The organism is Leptolyngbya sp. GGD (genome assembly GCF_026735145.1).
Taxonomy (GTDB): Bacteria; Cyanobacteriota; Cyanobacteriia; order Leptolyngbyales; family Leptolyngbyaceae; genus Leptolyngbya; species Leptolyngbya boryana.
On sequence record NZ_JAPQKE010000004.1, the window covers coordinates 431,067 to 447,258 of the forward strand.

Annotated in this window: 17 protein-coding genes; 8 read left to right on the forward strand and 9 right to left on the reverse strand. The window is 44.9% G+C overall.

Annotated features, from left to right (window positions below; genetic code table 11):
- Positions 1 to 72: 72 nt before the first annotated feature.
- The gene (locus OU814_RS21205) at positions 73 to 1,530 is read right to left on the reverse strand and encodes a mechanosensitive ion channel domain-containing protein (protein ID WP_017287247.1); all 1,458 of its coding nucleotides are present in this window, start codon (positions 1,528 to 1,530) and stop codon (positions 73 to 75) included.
- 377 nt (positions 1,531 to 1,907) lie between these two features.
- Here OU814_RS21205 and OU814_RS21210 point away from each other — a divergent pair, with 377 nt between their 5' ends.
- From OU814_RS21210 to OU814_RS21235, 6 genes are all read left to right on the forward strand, one after another.
- Complete coding sequence (locus OU814_RS21210) at positions 1,908 to 2,978, forward strand: alpha/beta fold hydrolase (RefSeq protein WP_268242006.1); 1,071 nt, start codon at positions 1,908 to 1,910, stop codon at positions 2,976 to 2,978.
- Positions 2,979 to 3,025: 47 nt separating this feature from the next.
- The gene (locus OU814_RS21215; RefSeq protein ID WP_268242007.1) at positions 3,026 to 3,457 is read left to right on the forward strand and encodes an EamA family transporter; all 432 of its coding nucleotides are present in this window, start codon (positions 3,026 to 3,028) and stop codon (positions 3,455 to 3,457) included.
- Between the two features lie 117 nt (positions 3,458 to 3,574).
- Positions 3,575 to 4,030, forward strand: coding sequence for a hypothetical protein (locus OU814_RS21220; protein ID WP_268242008.1), 456 nt, complete (start codon positions 3,575 to 3,577; stop codon positions 4,028 to 4,030).
- A 247-nt stretch (positions 4,031 to 4,277) separates the two neighbouring features.
- Positions 4,278 to 4,700 carry a hypothetical protein gene (locus tag OU814_RS21225; RefSeq protein ID WP_190647775.1) on the forward strand — a complete coding sequence of 141 codons (423 nt, stop codon included), beginning with the start codon at positions 4,278 to 4,280 and terminating at the stop codon, positions 4,698 to 4,700.
- A gap of 322 nt (positions 4,701 to 5,022) precedes the next feature.
- Positions 5,023 to 6,579 carry a bifunctional metallophosphatase/5'-nucleotidase gene (locus OU814_RS21230; protein WP_268242009.1) on the forward strand — a complete coding sequence of 519 codons (1,557 nt, stop codon included), beginning with the start codon at positions 5,023 to 5,025 and terminating at the stop codon, positions 6,577 to 6,579.
- Positions 6,580 to 6,657: 78 nt separating this feature from the next.
- Entirely contained in the window at positions 6,658 to 7,287 is a 630-nt protein-coding gene (locus OU814_RS21235; RefSeq protein ID WP_017287357.1) for a nitroreductase family protein, read from the forward strand.
- Here the strand turns inward: OU814_RS21235 and OU814_RS21240 are convergent.
- A complete protein-coding gene (locus OU814_RS21240) occupies positions 7,270 to 8,076 on the reverse strand; it encodes a class II glutamine amidotransferase (protein WP_268242010.1) in 807 nt (268 codons plus the stop codon). The two genes, OU814_RS21235 and OU814_RS21240, sit on opposite strands and share 18 nt — an antisense overlap.
- A 154-nt stretch (positions 8,077 to 8,230) precedes the next feature.
- Positions 8,231 to 9,694, reverse strand: coding sequence for a dihydroorotase (locus OU814_RS21245; RefSeq protein WP_268242011.1), 1,464 nt, complete (start codon positions 9,692 to 9,694; stop codon positions 8,231 to 8,233).
- 54 nt (positions 9,695 to 9,748) lie between these two features.
- On the opposite strand from OU814_RS21245, the gene OU814_RS21250 reads away from it, so the two are divergent.
- On the forward strand, positions 9,749 to 10,549 hold the full coding sequence (locus OU814_RS21250; protein WP_268242012.1) for an aspartyl/asparaginyl beta-hydroxylase domain-containing protein: 801 nt from the start codon (positions 9,749 to 9,751) through the stop codon (positions 10,547 to 10,549).
- On the opposite strand, the gene OU814_RS21255 is transcribed toward OU814_RS21250, so the two are convergent.
- Entirely contained in the window at positions 10,546 to 10,941 is a 396-nt protein-coding gene (locus OU814_RS21255) for a nuclear transport factor 2 family protein (RefSeq protein ID WP_017287353.1), read from the reverse strand. The two genes, OU814_RS21250 and OU814_RS21255, sit on opposite strands and share 4 nt — an antisense overlap.
- Positions 10,942 to 10,977: 36 nt before the next feature.
- Here OU814_RS21255 and OU814_RS21260 point away from each other — a divergent pair, with 36 nt between their 5' ends.
- A complete protein-coding gene (locus OU814_RS21260) occupies positions 10,978 to 11,412 on the forward strand; it encodes a RidA family protein (RefSeq protein ID WP_017287352.1) in 435 nt (144 codons plus the stop codon).
- On the opposite strand, the gene OU814_RS21265 is transcribed toward OU814_RS21260, so the two are convergent.
- The 5 genes from OU814_RS21265 to OU814_RS21285 form a co-directional block, all read right to left on the reverse strand.
- Positions 11,409 to 12,413 (reverse strand): zinc-binding dehydrogenase, encoded by a 1,005-nt coding sequence (locus OU814_RS21265; RefSeq protein ID WP_268242013.1) that lies wholly within the window; start codon positions 12,411 to 12,413, stop codon positions 11,409 to 11,411. The two genes, OU814_RS21260 and OU814_RS21265, sit on opposite strands and share 4 nt — an antisense overlap.
- Positions 12,414 to 12,481: 68 nt before the next feature.
- Positions 12,482 to 13,432, reverse strand: coding sequence for a 3-keto-5-aminohexanoate cleavage protein (locus tag OU814_RS21270; protein WP_268242014.1), 951 nt, complete (start codon positions 13,430 to 13,432; stop codon positions 12,482 to 12,484).
- 48 nt (positions 13,433 to 13,480) lie between these two features.
- Positions 13,481 to 14,299, reverse strand: coding sequence for an alpha/beta fold hydrolase (locus OU814_RS21275; protein WP_268242015.1), 819 nt, complete (start codon positions 14,297 to 14,299; stop codon positions 13,481 to 13,483).
- Positions 14,300 to 14,326: 27 nt separating this feature from the next.
- The gene (locus OU814_RS21280; RefSeq protein ID WP_268242016.1) at positions 14,327 to 14,782 is read right to left on the reverse strand and encodes a DUF3598 family protein; all 456 of its coding nucleotides are present in this window, start codon (positions 14,780 to 14,782) and stop codon (positions 14,327 to 14,329) included.
- A 9-nt stretch (positions 14,783 to 14,791) separates the two neighbouring features.
- On the reverse strand, positions 14,792 to 16,189 hold the full coding sequence (locus tag OU814_RS21285) for an aldehyde dehydrogenase family protein (RefSeq protein ID WP_268242017.1): 1,398 nt from the start codon (positions 16,187 to 16,189) through the stop codon (positions 14,792 to 14,794).
- Positions 16,190 to 16,192 lie beyond the last annotated feature (3 nt).

Sequence of the window (16,192 nt, forward strand, 5' to 3'; positions counted from 1 at the left end):
TGTGATATGAACTGTGTCATCCCAAATTGATTTGTAGCATTGACCAATTGATTCGGTCTCAGGAGCAATGCTTCAAAGATCAAAAATTGATCGAATCCGTTTGCGAATCTGTTCAAACGTTGTTTCTTCTTTCGTTTCTTCTACGACCGCGACTCCTAAACTTCTGAGCGATTCTTGTCGCTGAGACAGCGCTTCAGCAATTTGGTCGGCTAACGTGCGATGCTGTCTCAATAAGCTATGTAGATTATCATGATCGACAACAAATAGAATCGTATCTTCGATCGTGCGGAGTGTAGCAGTCCGCGGCGTGCCGAGCAATAAAGACATCTCTCCAATAAATTCACCTGCTCGGCGGACAGCAACTTGCTGATCGATCGATTCGACGACCACTTCAACTGCACCGGACAGAATGAGATAAAATGCATCGCCTGGATCAGATTCGCGCGCAATGACCTGACCTGCTGCTAGCTTCTGACGATACCCTTTTTCAATCACCTGGCGAAGTTCTACGTCTGAACAGTTCTGAAAATAGCTCACTTTTTTGAGCAAATCTCGCAAAAGCCACCCGCCAATCGGTTGGTCAGACGTTGTAATTTCTGGAACTGAGCCATTTTGATGCGTTTGATTGAGGAGTTGCACCAAAATTGGCAAATGGTTGAACACGATATCAGTTGGCGCTGCTTTCGTGTCAATTCCGCGATCGCGAAACTCAGCTTCAATTAAAAATCGCAGTGCGCTCTGAACTGACTCCATCTCAATCGGTCGCTCGATCCAAACGAGCAGTTCAAACCGTAACATCGAATTCTCAGCATCTAACCCCTTAAAGTACACTTCGGGTAGAGGCGAGCTTAAAACGCGCGATTCTTGACGCGATGCTGCAAGTAGAGCTTCCATCACTGCTAAAGAATCGCTTTCATCCACAACAGACACGGGCAGAACAATGCGACATTCTGAGCTGCGATAGCTCCAGTTCACGACGTTATTGTCCAAAAATCGGCTATTCGGCACAATCACATATACCCCATTAATTGTCCGAATCGTGGTGCTGCGAATCGAAATTTCTTCGACAATGCCAGCTAAGTGATCGACTTCAATGTAGTCGCCAACTTTAACAGGTTGCTCAAGCAGAAGGGTAATGCCACTGACAAAGTTACTTGTTAGATTTTGCAAGCCTAGTCCGAACCCAACCCCGATCGCACCTGCAAACACCGTCAGCGAACTCAGATTAATGCCTGTCGTTTCAATAACAATAAAAAACCCAATAATCGTGATCACATAACTCACGATCGTAGACAGCGATTCTCGGGTTCCAATATTTAAGCCAAATCCCGGAAAGACTCGCTGTTTTAGAAGCTGTTTAATTAAATTAGAAATGACCAGCACCAGAATCACTTGGACAAGCAATTCGATAACTGATCCCATCGAGAACTGCTTTCCCCCAAAAGTAAATAAATGAGTTGAGAAAAAGCTAGAAAACTCCTCAGGCAAGCCTTGCATGACGATTCTGTTGAGAAGTTCCTGAAATTCCATAAAGATTAGAGGGCTGTAGTACTGTACTTCAAAGAGAATAAATCATCTCTGCAAATGAAATATTACCGTCTTGGGGATGAATTGTGGTCGGTTCATCTTTCTGAGAGTATTGAACGTGAATTCGAGATAAAAGTTTTCGCCCCTGTGCCGATGCGAATTCCATTCGCCAGCCATCCAAACGTTAACCCGAACTGAGGTTATTTACAGTCAGGATTGCATCATTATGTTATTCGGAAAAATTGTGTTCTAACTTCAGAGGGTTACGTCTATTTCAATTGTTCTTTAAGCTCAGCACTATCTGAATCTACTACTTTAAGTAGCCGAATCCTATTATGTTCATGCCCCTCGACTTTTTACTACGTTTTTTGTCTAATTTGGTGACAGTCGCGATTCTGGGAAGTGGCGCTTATATTTTTTACGAATGGTATCAGGGTGAATTGATTAGCGATCGCTGGTTGTATCTGAGTATTGGGCTATTCGCCTGGTCATTTCTCGGCTTGCTGCCCATTTTACTTCTTCGCCGTCCTGGACGAGATGAGCCTAGTCCACTCCGAAGTGAGCGAGTTCAACGGTTACAACGACCCGATGGCAGTGAAATCAATGTTGAGTTTTATGGGTCTGAACATGCGCCTCCACTGATTTTGACACATGGTTGGGGTCCCGATAGCACGGTTTGGTATTACGCGAAAAAGCAACTTGCTGAGCAGTTTCGAGTCATCGTCTGGGATCTGCCAGGGCTTGGTAAATCTAAGAAGCCCCAGAATCGAGACTACTCGTTAGAAAAGTATGCGCGTGACTTGGAAGCAGTATTAACGTTAGTTGGGGATCAGCCTGCTATCTTACTCGGGCATAGTATGGGGGCAATGATTCTGCTAACGTTTTGCCGCCTGTTTCCTGAACATCTAGAGCAGCGAGTCGCAGGCTTAATTCTAGTCGATGGCACTTATACAAATCCTCTCAAAACAGCTTTATTGAATCGGCTATTAGTAGCACTGCAAAAGCCTTTACTAGAACCTTTGCTTTACCTTACGATCGCACTATCTCCAGTTCTCTGGGTGATGAGTTGGTTAAGCTATTTGAACGGAACAACGCTACTCACAACTGAACTTTCTGGATTTACAGGCAGAGAAACACGGGGACAGCTTAATTTTTCTAGTTTGATCGGAATCAAAGCATCTCCGGGTGTATTGGCGCGAGGAGTGCTTGCGATGCTGAGATTTGATGAGACTAAAACTTTATCGACGATTGCAGTACCGACGCTCGTTGTCGTTGGTAAATCTGATATTGCGACACGCCCTTTTGCCAGTGAGCGTATGAGTACAGCCATTCCTCAAGCACAACTCAGCGTACTGTCTCCCGGAGGACATATGGTACTCATGGAGCGCAACTTACAATTTTCAAACCTGATTCGGGCATTTAGCAGATCTTGCTTAAGATTAACTACATAAGTTAATAAGTTAAATCATTCTCCGCTCGTGTCAGAGACTATTCAGCCATGCTCAATCATGAACTCGCCTGGTTGATTCCGGCGCTTCTATCAGCCCTGTTCGCGGCATTAACTGCGATCTTCTCGAAGCTTGGCGTGGCTGAAGTCAACTCAAATCTGGCAACAGCAATTCGGACGGTGATTATTCTCGCGATCGCTTGGGGCATTGTCATCCGTGAAGGCAACTTGCAACAAGCCTTGCATATTCCTCAGAAAGCCTTAATTTTCTTAGTGGGTTCGGGTATCGCAACCGGATTATCCTGGATTTTCTACTTTCGGGCGCTTCAGCTTGGCACGACTGGATCGGTTGTGGCGATCGACAAATCCAGTTTGGTTTGGTTGATTCTCTTCGCACATTTTTTTCTCGGAGAACCCCTGACGCTCAAAATATTTCTAGGAGTGCTGCTGATTATCGTCGGCACATTAGTTGTAGTCTTGTAGTAAATCATCTTTGATTCCTACTGGTTCAAAGACTCTCTTGATGTTAGGACAACAGGTCGCATTGCCCTAGCACGCTCTGTCGCTACACCTTGAAAAAAATAAAACAATTTAAATCTTATGATCACGCAAACAAGGACAGCAATTTCGCATCCGGTGAAAATCATCATTCTCTGGCTTGTTTTCTTGCTCGGGCTGCTCTTTCATACTGATCTTGGATTGATGCCACTTTTCCATGACCTGAGTGTTGCTGAATCTCAGGCGAAAGATATCGCAGAGGTTACACCAATTTTTTGGGCAATGTTAGGCTTTTTTGTCTTGCCCATGTTCGCGATCGTTGCGACTCTGTTTCTGGATTCAAAACGCTATCGGAAACTCCATTTTGGCTTCACCATTCTCTACACGGTATCGAATTTCTTGCATTTACTCGCAGATTTACTGGTGTCGCCAATTCTCTGGTATCAGATCTTCCTCATGCTGATTTTATTTGTGCTGGGATTGTTGATCAATTTAGTATCGTTTCAATGGATGAAAGAGCAAAATCACAGCCAGCCTTGGGAAAATCGAGCCGCGTAAGTGTCGTTCTCCAAAAACTGAGAACATCACATTTCAGTCATTTAGAACGTTGTCCACAACGACAACGCAACTTTGTGCCGAAAATTGTCAGTTGTCAGCCGTTCAGTTTCTCGCTCTGCTTGCCTTTTCTAAATAATCTGATCCAAGACACTCCTAATTTGCCAGGTCTGCCTGCATAAACTGCAAATTCCTAACGTGAATTTCATCACAAGCACAAAACCTTACATTCATTAGGAGCTATTGAACCATGAACTTTCGCCACTCCCTCAAAGCAATTCAAGCAATGGGTCTAATGGCAATGACCGCTGCAACTATGACAGCGACTCATATGACAACCAATGTCGCGCCCAGCACTGCCCAAACACCTCCACCGAGATTATTTCAATTTATCAATAAAGGTCTCTACGTTGCTCGCTATCAATTGAGTTACACGGTTAATGGCAGACCTGTCACTCATAAGACAGGGGATGTTGTGATCAACCGATCGGTCAGCTTTAAAGTGCCTTTCAATGCAACCGATATTCGGACTGAAGGCATTCTCTTCACGGGCTTATTTAATGAGACCAGACGAGTCTTTTTTCACCGCTTCCCTACAGTCCCTCAGAACACATGTTTTACTACTTTTGGGACAACATTGCATCCTCAGCAAAACCAAGACTGCCGCTTGTAAGCGTAGCAAGTGTACCATAAGCCGCCGTGAATCTCTGAGCCTGCACTAGATGCGACCCAAATGAAAGGAGAAACCCAATTGGGTAAGTTACTCTAGAGTATTCCTTCAGGATGGCAGCATGTTCAACCCTGCTCGCTGCTCTATTCACGCTCGTATTGATCAAAAGAAGTCCTAGGCAAGTGCCCTATGCACTTGTCTAGCTTGTCACCAGAATTTAGCACCTGTTGAAGTCTGACCACTCTTAAGAAATCCAAACACCTCGCGCTACTTACTCGAATTCCGATGTATTCTAGGCGACTCAGTTTACATCGTTCATCCTAGTATGCAATTCTCGAAACGGCGAGCCGCGAAACGCTCAATACAAAAACGCATCTCTTTGACTGCAAAAAGTCTTATGCTCAGCTTTGGGGCTGTGCTCAGTATTGCTCACACTTCGGTTGCAGAAGTTGTGAATATTACACTTTTACATCTCAATGATATTTATGAAATCACCCCGATTGAAGGAGGTAAACGAGGCGGAATGGCACGGATCGCAACATTGCGAAAACGGCTTCTTGCTAGGAATCCCCGAACGTTTACTATGCTTGCAGGTGATGCACTGAGTCCATCCGCGTTAGGCACTGCAAAAATTAATGGTAAACGTCTCGCAGGTCAGCAAATGGTTGCTGCTATGAATGCAGTTGGCTTCGACTACGCGACTCTGGGAAATCATGAATTTGACATTACGAAAGAAGAATTTTTACAACGTCTGAGTGAATCAAAATTTAAATGGTTTTCGAGCAATGTCGATAATGAGTTTGGGCAGCCTTTTCCGAATGTAGAACGCGCTCCGATCATCATTACTCAAGGCGATCGCGGTAACACAGTTCGCATTGGATTAATTGGACTAACGATTGATAGTAATCCCGCTCAATATGTCCGCTATCGTGACCCGATTGAAACTGCAAAAGCTCAAGTTGCTGCAATGCGTGGAAAAGTAGATGTAATTGTGGCTCTGACGCATCTCAGTCTTGCAGAAGATCAGCAGCTTGCGGTTGCTGTGCCTGAAATTGATCTGATTCTGGGTGGACACGAACACGAGAACATTCAGCAATGGAGATTTGTTCAGCGCCCAACTCGATCGGCTCGCTGCTTTGACCGAGGAACTCCGATTTTCAAAGCAGATGCCAATGCTCGAACCGCTTATATTCATACACTCAGATACGACACGACGAGCCGCTGTCTGACGATCGACTCTCGACTGCAACTGATTACCGATGCGATTCCTGATGATCCGACGACAGCTAAGGTTGTGCAAGAGTGGCAGCAGAAAGGGTTCCAAGGCTTTCGCGATAGTGGATTTGATCCGGCTCAAACCATTGCGACGACCTCTGAATATTTAGATGGACTAGAAGAAAGCGTTCGCAATCGATCGACGAATTTGACTGATTTGATTGCAAAATCAATGCTTCGAGAAGTTGGAGATGCAGAACTTGCAATTTTTAACAGTGGGAGCATTCGGATTGACGATCGCATTCCACCCGGAAAAATTACCCAGTATGATGTGATTCGGATTTTGCCATTTGGTGGGAAAGTGCTCTCGGTGGAAATCCCCGGAGAATTGCTGAAACGAGTTTTAGATCAAGGTCGCACAAACCGAGGTGCAGGTGGATATTTGCAAATGGCGAATGTGCGATATGACGAAAAGTTAGGATGGTTGATTCAAGAGCGATCGCTTCAGACGAACCGAAGTTATAGAATTGCAATCAGTGAGTTTCTGATGAGTGGCAACGAACAAAATCTTGGATTTTTGTCGCTGCAAGCGCCCGGAGTGAAGCGGATCGCAGAAAAACGAGATATTCGATTTGCTGTGATTCAGGAAATGCAAGCCATGAAGTAACAGGCAACCCTCTAGAGAGTGAGGTTGCAAAAAGTAAATTAGACCACGATTGAACGATCGCCCCGTTAGGAGTTTTTTATGAGCCAAACTGTCTCTGATCCGTTAGTTGATAAAGTTGTCGAAACGCAGTATCCGATCGAAGCTGTGATCCAAAATCGCTGGAGTCCGCTTGCGTTTTCGGATCGTCTCGTCGAGCCAGAAAAACTGAGAAGTGTGCTAGAAGCCGCACGCTGGGCAGCTTCTTCTTACAACGAGCAGCCGTGGAATTTCATTGTTGCGACAAAAGACAATCCAGCAGAATTCGATCGGCTCTTAAGCTGTTTAGCAGAAGGCAATCAAGAATGGGCGCAGAGTGCTCCTGTGCTGATGATTTCGGTTGCTAAGCTCAATTTTGAGAAGAATGGAACTCAGAACCGTCACGCCTTTCATGATGTTGGAGCAGCCGAGGCAAATTTAGCGATTCAAGCGACTGCGCTAGGACTGCATGTTCACCAAATGGCAGGCTTTGATGTTGAAAAGGCAAGAGAACTATATGGTATTCCTCAAGGTTATGAGCCTGTGGATGCAGTCGCATTAGGCTACCTCGGCGATCCTTATAGCCTGTCAGATAAATTGCAGCAGAGATTATCGGCTCCGCGATCGCGCAAACCTCTAGAGTCATTTGTGTTTACAGGACGTTGGCAACAATCTTCAAATCTGCTGAGATAGCTCGATTGGTTGACCATCTTGAAAGATGAGGGGTTGACCATCTTGAAAGACGAGCAATTCACCGGGTTGTATCACTGTCCAGGTTTCATTATCTGTCAATGAAGTCGTGGCAATGACTGCAACCCGATCGCTCGATGTCGTTAGCTCTTGAAAATCAACGGTAACATCTTCATCAATCAAGTGTGCTGCGGCAAACGGAGCTTGGCGGACAATGTAGCAAAGTTTGGTTGAGCAATGAGCAAAGAAGTGTTCACCGTCAGAAAGTAAGTAGTTAAAGATGCCATGTTGAGCAATCTTCTGTGTGATCGATTGCAAGGCAGCATAGAGTTCTGCGATCGCAGGTTTTCCATCAGGAAATTGTTGCCGAATGTAGTTGAGCATCAGACAAAATGCCTGCTCGCTGTCGGTTTGTCCGACCGGACGATAAAACCCTTTGTGATCGTATTGCAGCGATGGTAAATCGCCATTATGAGCGAATACCCAATAGCGTCCCCACAATTCTCGGCGAAAAGGATGGCTATTTTCTAACCCAACGGCTCCAATTGTTGCTTTGCGAATATGCGCGATCACATTCATTGATTTGATCGGATATTGGCGAATAAAGGCAGCGATCGGAGAAGAACTTGAGGGATTATCATCGAGAAAAATCCGACACCCTAAACCTTCAAAAAAGGCAATCCCCCAACCGTCTTTATGATCGTCTGTCTTCCCACCCCGCGCACAAAATCCTTCAAACGAGAAGCAAATATCGGTGGGCACATTACAGTTCATCCCCAATAACTGACACATGATGACTCCCTAAACTCACACACTACATTTGAGTGTGCGATCGCTTGTTCCCGAGTTATACCATTTTGGCTTGGGGGAGACTGATTTTAGGGCGAGTTTTTGTTGCCACTTTGTATGATTGATCAAGGAAATCGCTTCTTTTGTTCTGTTTCTTCTACAAGTTGCGCGATCGCGGTAAATAACGCCCTTGCGGGTTTCCTAAGATTTGTCCTCGATCGTAAATTAGGTTTCCTCGCAAGAAGGTTTGCTTGACTCGTCCGGTTAGCTCCATTCCTTCAAACGGTGTATATCCTTGTTGTGACAGAGATTCAGCAGCATGAACTACAAAGGTTTCATTCGGATCAACCAGCACTAGGTCAGCATCATACTCGATCGCAATATCTCCCTTTTGTGATAATCCAAATCGTTGAGCCGGATTCCAGCAGAGTAATTTCGCAATTTGATTGTAAGACAGACCTCGCTTGCTTCCTTCGCTGACCACTCCAGACAGTAAGTATTCTGTTCCGCCAAAACCTGCTTTCGCAAGCCAAATGTTGTCTGGATCTTGAAGGCTAGCTTTCTTCTCCGCAGCACAGCAAGCATGATCGCTGACAATCCAATCGATCTGACCTTGAATCACCGCATTCCAAAGCGCTTCAACATCCGATCGCGGTCGAATCGGAGGATTGACTTTTGCCCATTTGCCTGTCGGCGTTTCGACATCTAAGAGAAGATGACCTACTGTAACTTCTCGCTTGAAATTGATATGAGGAAAGATCGTTTGCATCATCAGTGCTGCCTCGATCGCTTTACGAGAACTCAGATGCAGCAGATTGATATTGACACAGTTCGTTTCATGAGCGAGATAAGATGCAATACAGATTGCTAAGCCTTCTGAATGCGGAGGACGCGCAGCACTATAGGCACTGAGTCCTGTAAGACTTGGATCTTGCTGAACTATCTTGGTGTAAGCATTCAGAATATCAGCGACTTCACAATGGAGACTGAGGCTAATTGCCTCATTGGGATAGCGCTCTCGGAGTTTAGACAAGCCTCGCATAATAAATTCAAAATGAGCAAAATCATAGCGCTCCTCTTTGTTGATCATTAAGAAGAGATTTTGCTGATCAGACAAACCATGCAAGCCATACCCTCCATAGAACATAAAGATTTTGAACGACGCAACGCCATGCTGTTCAAATAGCCATTGCATTTCATCAATATGTTGAGCACTGATCGGTGCAATGTGATAGCTATAGTCAACAAAAAAGTTACCTTCTGATAGAGAAAGCACCTCTGGAAAAAAATCTTTGTACGAGCCGCCTTTGTTCAGGTAATACTGTCCGGTGCGCATGTAATTGAGGCTCGTCGTTACGCCTCCCATTGCAGCAGCTTTGCTTTCTGCGATCGCATCTTGTTCAAGGGGTCGATAAATTCCAATATGCATGTGAGCATCGACTACACCCGGAAAGCCAAGCAGATTTTGAGCATCGAGGACTTCTTTGGCTTGGTCAGCGCTGATTTCGGGTGAAATTTGAACGAATTTCCCGTCTTTGATCCCTAAGTCGAGGCACTCAACTTCAGATTGGTTGGGGCAGACAACCCGCACATTTTTGATCAGTTTATCCAGCAGATTCACAACGCCTCCAAAGCTCTTAGAATGAAGTGAGATTCTAGGTTGGGAGCAAAACCTATGGCACAGTTTAACGAGTATCATTTAGATCCCAAACAGTTTTCTTTCCTAAATCTTCTTCAGGAAAATTGGCAAGCGATTCGAGATGAATTTATTTCATTCAGGCAGAATGCTTCTCCCGAAGAAATAGAGCTTGCCTTCAATGTGATGGGGCCAAGAAGTAAAACAATTAAAACAAAAGGTAAGTCGAAATATAGTGCGTTTGGTGTGCTATTTCAAGGAATGTTTATTGAACAATATATTCAGGCACATCACCTTACATATCCGCAGTATGAGTTACAGAATGTCTCGGAAAAAGTACTTGAGTTAAGAGAGCACTATTTCCCGAAGCTAGCAACCGCGATCGCGCAAACCAATGCCCTGCATGAGAATGTTTTAAGAAACGTCTATTTTGGAACGTTTCTGCCGGGGTTAGATGTGAAGCTGCATGTGAACTACAATCCCCATATGAATCGAGGCTATCTCGGTTTGATTGTGCCAGAAGGCGATATTGCGATGAAAATCTGTCATGACAAGCTGTACTGGCATGAGGGCGAGTTTATGGTGCTCGATCATAGCTATCCGCACTGCCCGCATAACTATACAGACTATGAAAGAACGGTGCTAGTCGTCGATTTCTTCAAAACGGATCAGCCGAGAGAAGACGTTGCCCGATTTGAGCAAGAGTTAGTCAAGCAGCGGATGGCGGAAGATCCTTATAGCTTGGGTGTTTTTGGCAAGAATGACAAAGCCAAGCCTGAAGACTTTGTTCTATATGGGCTAAGTCATCAGTTGGAATGGGATAAAGGATTGGGAGCTTAATTCGATTTGCCATCGCTGCCGAGATACTCTCGATAGCCACAAATTTTGTCTCCGCGTACATCGAATGAAACTGCAACGCGATTTTTGTAAGGCGTTCCCCGCATCAGCCCTTGGTCGCGGAACTCGAATACGACTGTCGTTTCGTTGCTAGTTACACGATCGAGGGTCAATGTTAAGCCCTGCTCGTAAACTTCAGAAACATAGTTAAAAAACTCGATCGCGCGTTCCTTCCCGACATTTAATCCCAAAAATTTCCCAAGCGGAAACCAGAACGAAAAATCATCGGTCAGCATATCGAAAAAAGCTTGCCAGTCTCCGGTCGCAAGTCCATGCTCAAAATGCGTGAATGCTTGCTGAGCAACAGCTAATGTATTGGCAGATTCTGAGGTCATACTAAAATGGCTCTAACGTTGTTCTAGAGGTTGATCATGGCAACTCGTGAAGTCATTGTCCCAAAAGGGATGGAAATGTTATACGAACGCTATCATTATTGCCCTGGTATTAAAATTGGTAACACTTTGTATATCGCTGGACAAGTTGGTCGAGATGAAAATATGCAAGTCGTAACGGAACCGGAAGCACAATTTGTTCAGACTTTTGAAAATGTCAGAAGAGTCTTAGATGCTGCGGGTGCAACGTTTGATCACGTTGTTGAAATGGTAACTTACCATGTGACGAGTCCAGAATTGTATGCTGCATCAGAGCAACAACCTTTTACAATTCCTTATCTCGCCTTGTTCATGCAGGTGAAAGATCGCTATTTTACGAATCCCTATCCCACTTGGACAGGAGTTGGCGTGACAACGCTTTCGACTCCTGGGTTAATTGTAGAAATTAAATGTACAGCCGTTCTGATGCCCTAGAATTTTACGACGACCTTGCCGCAGTTCTGACCACTGAGGAGATACTCGACGGCATCCGGTATCGCCTCAATGCCATGAAATTCTCTAGGATCAACCGCGACCTTGAGCTTACCTGTGTAAAACAGATCGAGTAAGCGATCGCGGGCTTCCTCTGCATATTCAGAAAAGTGCGGCATCAAAAATCCTCTCACTGAAGCAGATTTCCAAAATAACTTCTGATAAATTCGCGGTTGAGTCACAGATTCTAAATCATTCGCATACTCAGAAATAAAACCTACTACAACCAATCGCCCTCGAACTGCTAAATGCTTCACACAGGTATCGAAAGTTTGTTTTCCAACGCAATCAAAAGCTAAATTAACTCCGTTGGGATATTCTTGTTGGAGAACAGTATCTAGTGTTTCGTTTCGATAATTGATGATGCGATCGCATCCCAAATTCTCCAACAATTTCACCTTTTGCTCAGAACCACAAACTCCAATCACATGATTTCCAGCTAACTTAGCAAGTTGCACCGCAATATGTCCGACTCCTCCTGCTGCTGGAGTGACTAACACAACTTCTCCGCTCGTCATCTCTCCCACTTTTTCCAAAGCAACGAGTGCTGACATTCCAGTAGGCATCAGTGTGAGAACTTCAGGAATAGCTTCGCGAATTTTGATTGCTTGGTGTGCAGAAATCACTTGGTATTCGCGATAACCACCACCTCGCACAGTGGTCGCGACGGCATCTCCAATTTGAAAAGTGTTCACCTCTTGCCCGATTTCTACAACTTCGCCAACTGCTTCGACACCGAGATCAAAGGGTGGCGTGAGATTCACATAAGGAACAATACCTTTGCACAGTAAGGTATCGAATCCAGCATTGATGCCAGCAAATTTGTTGCGAATCAGGATTTCGCCAGGATTTGGAGTGGGAATGGGGATTTCTTGAATGTCGATCGCACTCCTAAAGTCATCACTCAATCGGGTTGCAATCAGTTTTTTGTAAGTTTTTGACATCATTACTACTGTTGAGTTCATGGGCAGTAAAAGCAGAGGCTCACCTTCACTGCCAATTCGATCATCTGCTACCTTACCTCTATTACCTCATCCTCTAGAGAGGAGCGTTTCCCTGGATGGCTTGCAGAATCTCGCGGCGGCATCTTGAGAATCTCGCGAGCCTGTGCTGGCGTTGCAACTTCCCGACCTAGAGTATTTGCCATCTGTGCAACCTTCTCGACTAACTCGCCATTGTGCGGCGTTCCAAAGCGGGTGTAAGGATAATCCCCTAATCCAATGCCGACATGACCTCCCTGTGTGATTGCCCAAGCTGCCAAATGCATCACGTCCCCATTCCAACACATTACTAACCAAGGAGCGTCAGGGGGAATTGCATCTATCATCGCCTGCAAGCCAGAATATGTTCCTAAGGCACCAGTTGGCATAATCTCCCCAGTGAAGACAAACTCCCAGAACGTATTTTGTGAGAGAAGCTTCATCTCTTGAAAGCAGCGTGCTGTTCTAACCTGCCCGATATCCCAGCAAGCACAACTCACAAAGACATTGTTCTCATTCAGGATTTTGAGTACAGTCTGAATATGAGCGCGGGAATTCGCATAAACCTGATCATAGGTCTTAAATTGTTTCGCCTGCGGATCCCAAAAATCTGCATTAAAGGAACCGAACTCCAAAGGCACCATGTCAACTCCCAATGCTGGATTAGCAATTGCTGCTAAAACGTGTCGAACCCGCTCCTCTACCTGGTTTTGTGTGGTGACATAGCCCAGTGTAGGATCGACAATCAGATCGGTCTTTTCCCGGATGCCTTCAATGACTTCGAGATAGAGTTCCACATCATTCAGCCACTTCCCACCTATGGGATCGCGCCCATGCCAATGAAAGATTGAAGCTCCTGCTTCCCAAGCACGAACTGCTTCCTGAACAATCTCTTTTGGACTATATGGGAAGTTCGGATTATCCTGACGGTAATCCATATCGTTGCAGCGGCACTCGATGATCAGCGGTAGGGAACTGTTCATTGTCTTCCTCCTAATAGTTTTCAAGAAAATCGCTATCGTTTAAGACTGCTATTCGTTCAGGAACTCGATTACAACCTTAGAGATTTGTTCTGGAATCTGATTCATCATGCAAATTGTGCCGCCTTGAATCTCAGCGACTTTACCGTGGGGAATCGCTTGAGATACGAAGTAACGATCCTTTGCGAGCGCCAATCCTAAATGCTCAAATTCTTGCACATCATCAATGCCCCACAAAATCATTGTTGGGCACTGAATCGATCGAAATCGTTCGGCTGCATCAATGCAATAGTTACCCACAGCCCAAACTGCATACAACGGATAGCCGAAGCACTTGAGATCATCTAAGACCCAACGATGATTTAACTGGGCTGAACCCACGTAGCGACTCCGAGCAAGCCAACGTTCCATGAGATGAGAACCATCGTCTTTGATCACAAACCCTTCGTCAAATCGCCGCATTAGCTCTGCTTTTCCAGCTTCACCAAAACCTGCGACATTGCCCAAAATTAGTTTGTTGACGCGATCGGGATACGCTACTGCAATTTCACCAGAAACAAATGCGCCTGTGTGATTGCCTAAAACATCCGTTTTCTCGATGCCAAGTTCGTCAAGCAGTGCGATCGCAGTTTTTGCATAGTCCGCAACGGAATATAACCGAGATGGCTTATCTGAATCACCAAATCCCATCAAATCCATTGCGATGACTTGTCTTCCCTGTTGAACGAATATCGGCATTAATTCGCGATATTCATCACTACTACGAGGATTCATATGGAGGAGTAACAGCGGCTTTCCTTCACCACCAACGCGGTAATGAATTTGACCATCTTCAGTATCGAGAAAAGCACGTTTAATTCGAGAAACCATAATTCTGATACAGTCGCTAAATAGTTGCTAAATAGTTGAGTTAAGCCGTTCTTCTTGAATCAAAGTCCGTTGATAGATTTTGTCCTGCTTGAACCAATGCCAAGTTCGCGCACGATGATTGTTACAGGGACTAATCTGAATCATTTCATAGAGGTAGAAATCTGGAACCGATTTGTAAGCAAACCACAGAATCACAGTTGAATCGTCTACTTCCCAGGCATGACCTTTAATGCGTTCTGTATCAAACCAGAGTTTTTTATCACAGTAAGCTCCTGGAAACTGATGCTCTTCTTGTTTACCATTGTCCCAAGTGTAGCGATTGATTTGATAGTACTTCGTTGGATCGTCGGTTGGAAATGAACAAGTCAAATGCGATCGATGACGATCTAGCACCTTCCCATCGCAATCGATCAAGGTATAGGTTCCAACCCAATCCCCTTCATGTCGAGCAAGTACGGGCATTTCTTCGCGAATATTTTCCATTGTGTCCTCCTATTGAAACCACCAAGGGTCAGTAACAGGTTTTGTTTTGATCAAATACGCTTTCTTGCGCATAAATCGCTTCAAAGCAGCAGAACCCATGCGCGATCCGCCCATTCCAGAATAGTTAAACGCATTCTTCTCTCCTTCGTGAATCAAAGCGGTCAAGGCTGCGTCGTTAATACTAATTGCACCTGCTTGAATGCGATCGCCTACAGATAATGCTTCTGTTTCTGACCCTGCAAATACGGCTGCACTTAGCCCATAGATGGTATCATTTGCCAATTGCACCGCTTCCTCTACAGTTGTAAAAGGCATAATCGGCATGATTGCTCCGAATGTTTCTTCAGTCATAATTTTCATGCTGTGATTCACATTCGTTAGCACTGTTGGATAGCACCACCATCCGCCTGCTAAATTTTCAACTTTTCCACCACATTGAACGATCGCACCTTTGTCGATCGCATCTTGTAATTGATCTGAAATAATTGCGGCTTGGCGCTCGGCAATCATTGGCCCAATTTCGCCACTATTCACAGTTGGATAGGCAAGTTTGAGTTGTTTTGCTTTAGAAACGAGTTGTTCTGTAAAAGGTTCAGCGATCGATTGATCCACATAAATTCGCTCGATCGACAAACAAGACTGTCCTGTATTAACCACTGAACCCCATAAAATTGCAGAAGTTGCGAGATCTAAATCTGCGGATTTTAGAACGATCGCAGGGTCTTTTCCGCCCAATTCTAAAAAAGCAGGAATAAATTGCTTTGCTGCCGCCTCCGCAACGATTCGCCCAGTTTTCACACTCCCTGTAAAGCACACTAAATCAACCTGCTCGATTAAAGCCGCTCCCGTTTCTCCCGCTCCTTCAATAACAGTAAATATCTCGCGCAGTTTCGGAACTTCATCCAACGTTTTTAACAAGGGTTGAATGAATCGAGGTGCAATCTCACTCGGTTTTACAATCACAGCACATCCAGCAAGTAAGGCTGGAATCGTATCAATCATTGCTAGTAAAAATGGAAAATTCCACGGACTGATCACACCGACCAGTGGATAAGGAACAGAATCTTGTTTGAGATGAATGAATGGAATTGCAGTAGGTTTCTCGATTTCTTGTAACAGTTCTGGAGCTAGCTTACACCAGCGATCGAGACTCGATAGTACAGAATCAATCTCTAGCACTGAAACACCGAATCGACCTGTATCTGCAACTAATGCGGTTAGTAAAGCTTCGCGATGAGTTTGAATCGATTGTTTCCACTGTTGGAGTGCGCTGATTCGCTGTTCTAAGCTTTCAGCCCAAGCAGGTTGAGCCATGCGCAAGCGATCACACTCCTCAGAAAGCTTTGGAGGAGTAATCCAGTAATCGATCTCTCCTGTGCGAGGATTACGAACCGGAATGTTTGACATGGT

What these genes read in the sequence shown, in the direction of transcription:
- OU814_RS21205 (WP_017287247.1), bottom strand. Translation starts at nt 1,530, where the DNA reads ATGGAATTTCAGGAACTTCTCAACAGAATCGTCATGCAAGGCTTGCCT.
- OU814_RS21215 (WP_268242007.1), top strand. Translation starts at nt 3,026, where the DNA reads ATGCTCAATCATGAACTCGCCTGGTTGATTCCGGCGCTTCTATCAGCC.
- OU814_RS21220 (WP_268242008.1), top strand. Translation starts at nt 3,575, where the DNA reads ATGATCACGCAAACAAGGACAGCAATTTCGCATCCGGTGAAAATCATC.
- OU814_RS21225 (WP_190647775.1), top strand. Translation starts at nt 4,278, where the DNA reads ATGAACTTTCGCCACTCCCTCAAAGCAATTCAAGCAATGGGTCTAATG.
- OU814_RS21230 (WP_268242009.1), top strand. Translation starts at nt 5,023, where the DNA reads ATGCAATTCTCGAAACGGCGAGCCGCGAAACGCTCAATACAAAAACGC.
- OU814_RS21235 (WP_017287357.1), top strand. Translation starts at nt 6,658, where the DNA reads ATGAGCCAAACTGTCTCTGATCCGTTAGTTGATAAAGTTGTCGAAACG.
- OU814_RS21240 (WP_268242010.1), bottom strand. Translation starts at nt 8,076, where the DNA reads ATGTGTCAGTTATTGGGGATGAACTGTAATGTGCCCACCGATATTTGC.
- OU814_RS21250 (WP_268242012.1), top strand. Translation starts at nt 9,749, where the DNA reads ATGGCACAGTTTAACGAGTATCATTTAGATCCCAAACAGTTTTCTTTC.
- OU814_RS21255 (WP_017287353.1), bottom strand. Translation starts at nt 10,941, where the DNA reads ATGACCTCAGAATCTGCCAATACATTAGCTGTTGCTCAGCAAGCATTC.
- OU814_RS21260 (WP_017287352.1), top strand. Translation starts at nt 10,978, where the DNA reads ATGGCAACTCGTGAAGTCATTGTCCCAAAAGGGATGGAAATGTTATAC.
- OU814_RS21265 (WP_268242013.1), bottom strand. Translation starts at nt 12,413, where the DNA reads ATGTCAAAAACTTACAAAAAACTGATTGCAACCCGATTGAGTGATGAC.
- OU814_RS21270 (WP_268242014.1), bottom strand. Translation starts at nt 13,432, where the DNA reads ATGAACAGTTCCCTACCGCTGATCATCGAGTGCCGCTGCAACGATATG.
- OU814_RS21275 (WP_268242015.1), bottom strand. Translation starts at nt 14,299, where the DNA reads ATGGTTTCTCGAATTAAACGTGCTTTTCTCGATACTGAAGATGGTCAA.
- OU814_RS21280 (WP_268242016.1), bottom strand. Translation starts at nt 14,782, where the DNA reads ATGGAAAATATTCGCGAAGAAATGCCCGTACTTGCTCGACATGAAGGG.
- OU814_RS21285 (WP_268242017.1), bottom strand. Translation starts at nt 16,189, where the DNA reads ATGTCAAACATTCCGGTTCGTAATCCTCGCACAGGAGAGATCGATTAC.